Origin of the sequence: Thermus scotoductus DSM 8553, from assembly GCF_000381045.1 — a bacterium.
Lineage (GTDB): Bacteria > Deinococcota > Deinococci > Deinococcales > Thermaceae > Thermus > Thermus scotoductus.
Genome location: NZ_KB905789.1, coordinates 1 through 5,117, shown reverse-complemented (window position 1 = coordinate 5,117; position 5,117 = coordinate 1). Strand labels below are relative to the sequence as shown.

Below are 5,117 nucleotides of genomic sequence, written 5' to 3'. Positions count from 1 at the left end.
GGTACAATGTTCTTGGGGACAAAGTTCCCCGTGGACCTTGAAACTTGGAGTAGGGGGTTCCATCGGGTAGTCCGATGGGTAAAACTCCAAACGAACACCCGTGGCAGAGCCAGAAGCATTGCGCTCGCCTGCCGATACGGAGTCAAGGTCTTTCTGGGCCTGGACGGGGCCTTCGGGGGAGACCCCGCGTGCTTTCCCGCAGGGAAACACCCCGAGAAGCCCCGGACTTTAGTCCGGGGAGTCGTCACACTTCCTCCTTTTCGGAGAAGGGGATGTACCCACCCTTACCCATGAGATCCTGCGCCGCACCGAACCCGATCGGAGCCAACGCCCCTTCGTGCACGTGGGGGGCTAGCGCCGCCAGTGCTTCAGAATTCCCGCCCCCAGGATGGTCATGGGTACCGCCAGGAATATACCCAGAAAACCGAAGAGCTTACCGAAGGCGAAGATGGCGAGGAGCAGCCCATGCGCTTCCAGGTATCCTCCAACACCTCGGTCCAGCCGCTCCCCGGGAGATAGGGGGCAACCCTGGCCACCAAATGGGGCTCGAGGGCAATCATCACCGCCAGGACCAAGGCCAAAACCAGCTGGGAAACCGTTTCCCCCACCCTCAGGAGGAGATCCCCGGCCACGTGGGCGGAGGTGAAAAGCGAAGAGGCCAGGTCGGGAAGGGTAAGCCCCAGGTTGTCCTCCAGCCACCTCAGGACCTGGGGCAAAACCTCACCCAGATGGTGGAACTGGAGGACAAGGAGGGGTGCGGCCAGGTAAAACCCCAGGCCCATGGCGCCCAAAACCAAGAGGTAGGCCAGGAAAACCGCGGAAGGCCGGGGGAACCTTCGCGCAAAGAGCCCCACCAGGGGATCCAAAGCCCCGGCCAGGGTAAAGGCCAGGAAGACCCAAAGAAGAAGGCTATAGAGGTGGGAAAGGGCCCAAAGGAAAAGGAGGAAAAGGGCCAGGCTCAAAAAAAGCGGCGTACGGGAGGCGTTTCCATCCGGTCTAACCCTCCTCAGGATAATACCCCTACTTCATGAGGGGCCACACAAGTCCCTTGGTTAAGGCACAACCGGGCCCCCAGCCCGCCTGGCGGCGGGCTGGGGGTGGTTTACCGGGACCCCGCGTGGGGTGGCATAAGGCCCTTGACCGGTTGCGGGCCAGGGTATCCTGCAGGGCTTGGGGGGCCTTCCACTCCCCGACAGGGCCCGGGATCATCCCGGAACCCCCGCTGGCCAAAAGCCCCCTCGGGACCTAGCGACCCAGGTGGAGTAAATACCGGAAGCCAAGGGGCGGTACGGCCACTTCCTTGCGGTAGGTCCGCCCCTCCAGGGGGTCCCGCCAGCCACCTGGGGGCAGGGGTAGGGTGGCGGCCTCGAGGCCACTATTAAACGCTGCCAGCACCTCCCCTTCCCCCGGCTCCCCCCGGAGGAAAGCCAGCAGGTAACCCTCGCCATAGTAACTGCGAAAAACCGCGCTCCGAAGGGCGGGAAGCTCCCGGCGTAGCCCGGCCAAGGTCTGGTAGAAGACCAGGGTTTCCCCGTGGCACTTCTCCCACTGGAAAGGATACCGGTTGAGCTCGTGGGGGGGGTCGGCTGGCCTTTCCCCGGTGAAACCGCACTCATCCCCCTGGAAGGTTACGGGGAGACCGGGAAGGGCGTAGAGCATGGCCGCCGCAAGCCGCTGCCGGGCCCTGGCTTCCGGGCTGGGAACGTCCTTCAGGCCCCCGCCCCCAAGCTCGGTAAGGAGGCGGGCCGTGTCGTGGGAGGTGATCAAGTTGAAGCCCATCCCGGCCACCGCCTCGGGGTAAAGGGCGTAAACCCGGGCCAGGTCCGCCAAGGCCCGGCGGGCGTTGTACAGGGCCAGGCTTCCCCCCTTGGCAAAGCGAAGGAGGATATCCCGGCCGATGGCGTAGTTCATCAGGGAGTCAAACTCATCCCCCCGGAGCCAGCTAGGATCCCTCTGCCAGATCTCCGCCACCAGGTAGGCATCGGGCTTGATGGCCTTCAGTTCGGCCCGCATTTCCTTAAAGAAAGCGTGAGGATTTAGCACATCCCCGGGCACATCCACCCGCACCCCGTCAAAGCCGAAGCGGATCCAGTACTTGGCCACCTCCATCAGGTAGCGCTTCACTCCCGGGTCGGCGGTATTCAGTTTGGGGAGGCTACCCAGGCCCCACCATCCCTCGTAGGCGGAACCATCGCCGGGCAGGAAGGGCCAGCGCTTGATGAAGTACCAGTTCCAGTAAGGGGACCTAGGCCCCCGCCGCACCACATCCTGGAAGGCCCAGAAGCCCAAGCCGGTGTGGTTGGGCACAAAGTCAAAGATCACCCGCATGCCGAGGCGGTGGGCCTCGTCCAGCAGCTTGCGCAAGAGGGATTTGTCGCCGAACTTGGGGGAAACCTTGAGGTAGTCGTGGGTGTCGTAGCCGTGGGCCGACCCGGAATCAAAGATGGGATTCAGGTAGAGGACGCTAACCCCCAGCGCCTTTAGGTAAGGAAGCTTGGCCAGCACCCCGGCAAGATCCCCCCCGAAGTACTGGTGGCAGCAGTGCAGGGGCGAGGGGGGATCGCTCCAGTGGGAGAGATGGGGCTTGGGCCCGGAGGAGCGCTGCCACACCTGGTTAAAGCGGTACTCGTCGGTTTCCAGGGCCAGGGCGTCGTTGCCGGGATCCCCGTTGTAGAAGCGCTCGGGGAAGATCTGGTAACCCACCCCCTCGCCTACCCAGGCCACCTCGGCAAAGGGCCTTTCGGGAGGGTTAAAGGGACCGAACACCTCCTCCTTCCCATCCTGGGTCCGCACCAGGATGCGGTAGGCTCCCACGCCCCCAGGTAAGGTCCCACGCCAAACCTCGCTTCCCGGAAAACTCAGTTGCAGGTGCATGGGGACCCTCTTTCCTTCCACCTCTACCCAGGCGGCCGCCACCGCCCCCTCCCCCGCCCGGAAGCGCACGGAAAGCTTGCCGTCGGCATGGGAGACAAACTGGGCGTCCAACGGATCATGGGTGAAGTCCAGGGCCACGGGCCCCGCAGGAGGGGTGGGGGCTACCGGAGCCTGGACCACGATCACGGCGTTCTGACCCCCAAAGCCATCGTCCACACACCCTGCCGCCTTCGGGTCCACCATGGGCGTGCCGAAGGTGGGATCGTTGCACATGTCCCTGGGCCACTGGCCGTTGATGAAGAACTTGTACTGGTGCTCCCCTGGATCCAGGTCCACGGTTACCGCCCAGGACCCGTCCTCCTTCTGCATGGGGGTTTCCCCCCAGCCGTTGAAGGAGCCCCGGAGGCTTACCGAGCGCACCTCGAGGCCCGAAGGGGGTGTGTAGCGGAAGGTCACCGGGACCGCCAGGGCCAGGCTAAGCCATACCCACACCGCCAGGATTCTTCCCATATCCCCTCCTTTTCCTATCCACATAGAAGCGCTTCCATCATACTTCCTTCGCCTCTTTCGGCAACCGCAAACCGGACTTGCGTCCTAAATCCCCCATCCGCCAGTGTATTCCTCTTCACTTCGGAGGAAGCCATATCCGGCCCCGGCAAGGCCCTCCGGAATACCATGGATGCATGCACCTGAGCGGTATCCCCACCCAGCACTGCTCCTCCGGGTGTTCCGGGCCATTTGCTGCCCCGGCACCCAGGTGAACGTGCTGAGCCGGGCAACGGGTGGAACCCGGATAAGGAGGCGGTTGTGCTAGCAGGCTCCATCCTGACTCCCCAAGGCTTCGTACAGGGCAGGCTTCACTTCAGCGAGCGCATAGAGGCCATAGAGGAGGCTCCCGTGAAGGGCCCTTACATCCTCCCGGGCTTCCTGGACCTCCACGTGCACGGGGGAGGCGGAAGGGAGGTGATGGAGGGCCAGGAGGGAGTAGAAGCCACCTTGCGCTTCCACCTCCAGCACGGCACCACAGGCCTCCTCGCCACCACCGTCACTGCTCCCCTGGCCGATCTGGAAAGAACTCTCAAAGGAGCGCAGGCGGCCATGGAAGGCCCTTGGGGAAAGGCCCTTCTGGGCGTTCACCTGGAGGGTCCTTTCATCAGCCCAAACCGCCTGGGAGCCCAGCCCCCCTTCCCCCTTCCCCCTTCCCCCGGACCGGGAAATAGCCAGCCATCTTCTCTCCCTGGCTCCCGTGCGGGTGGTGACCCTAGCCCCCGAGCTTCTCGGGGCCTTAGAACTCATCCGCTTCCTGGCGGAAAAGGGCATTCGGGTCCAGCTCGGGCACACGGGAGCCCGCTACGAGGAGGCCCTATCCGCCCTGGAGGCAGGGGCGGTGGGCTTCACCCACCTCTATAACGCCATGACCGGCCTGCACCACCGGGCCCCGGGAGTGGTGGGCCTGGCCCTGGAACGGGGGAAATGGGCCGAGATCATCCCCGATGGCCTGCATGTGCACCCGGCCGCCATCCGGCTGGCTTTGAAGACCATTCCCGGGCTGTACTTTGTGAGCGACGCTGTGGCCGCGGCGGGGATGCCGGAGGGCACCTATCCCCTGGGGGCCCATCGGGTGGAAAAGCGGAAGGAGGGAGTGTGGCTGGGAGAGTCCTTGGCGGGGAGCACCCTTACCCTGGACCAGGCCTTAAGGAACCTGGTGGCCTTTCGCGTGCCCTTGGAGGAGGCGGCCAAGCGGCTATCCCTGTACCCGGCCCGATACCTGCGCCTTTCGGACCGGGGGGAGATCGCCTTGGGGAAGCGGGCGGATCTCGTGGTGCTGGACGAGGCCCTAAGGGTGCTGGAGGTGTACCTGGAAGGGGAACAGCTGGCGTGGGAAGGCTCCACTCGGAACTAGGGTACAGAACGCCTCGGGAAACCCTAGGGGAGGCCCGTGAGATTTTACATGCCTTCGTGTGCTACCTCATAGCTCCACCCCGGCCATCCTGAGCAAGACCCGACTCCGAATGAGGTTGTGAACCAGCAGAATGAGGTTTATTCGGGCTACCAGGCCCCAGTAGGACCGAGCCTCTATCCGATGAAGGCCCAAAGACCGCACCATCACGCTGAACCGGACCTCAATCCAGTTCCTGACCCTCCCCATCCAACCTCTCCACCCCGTCTCCACCACCTTCCCCCCACGAACCCGGTAGGGCGGGGTCTTGACGCCTTGGACCCAACGGAATCCCCGGTCCCCC

2 protein-coding genes and 2 pseudogenes are annotated in these 5,117 nt (G+C 64.2%); 1 reads left to right on the top strand and 3 read right to left on the bottom strand.

Going from position 1 to position 5,117, the window contains the following annotated elements:
• Positions 1–392 precede the first annotated feature (392 nt).
• Both F604_RS0111310 and F604_RS0111305 read right to left on the bottom strand, forming a co-directional pair.
• Entirely contained in the window at positions 393–962 is a 570-nt protein-coding gene (locus F604_RS0111310) for an AI-2E family transporter (protein WP_026329143.1), read from the bottom strand.
• Positions 963–1,245: 283 nt separating this feature from the next.
• Positions 1,246–3,384 (bottom strand): alpha-amylase family glycosyl hydrolase, encoded by a 2,139-nt coding sequence (locus F604_RS0111305; protein ID WP_019551735.1) that lies wholly within the window; start codon positions 3,382–3,384, stop codon positions 1,246–1,248.
• A 297-nt stretch (positions 3,385–3,681) separates the two neighbouring features.
• Here F604_RS0111305 and nagA point away from each other — a divergent pair.
• Positions 3,682–4,777 (top strand): annotated as a pseudogene (gene nagA / locus F604_RS13595) (N-acetylglucosamine-6-phosphate deacetylase).
• 66 nt (positions 4,778–4,843) lie between these two features.
• On the opposite strand, the pseudogene F604_RS0111295 reads toward nagA, so the two are convergent.
• Positions 4,844–5,117: pseudogene (locus F604_RS0111295) on the bottom strand (transposase); the annotation flags it as partial.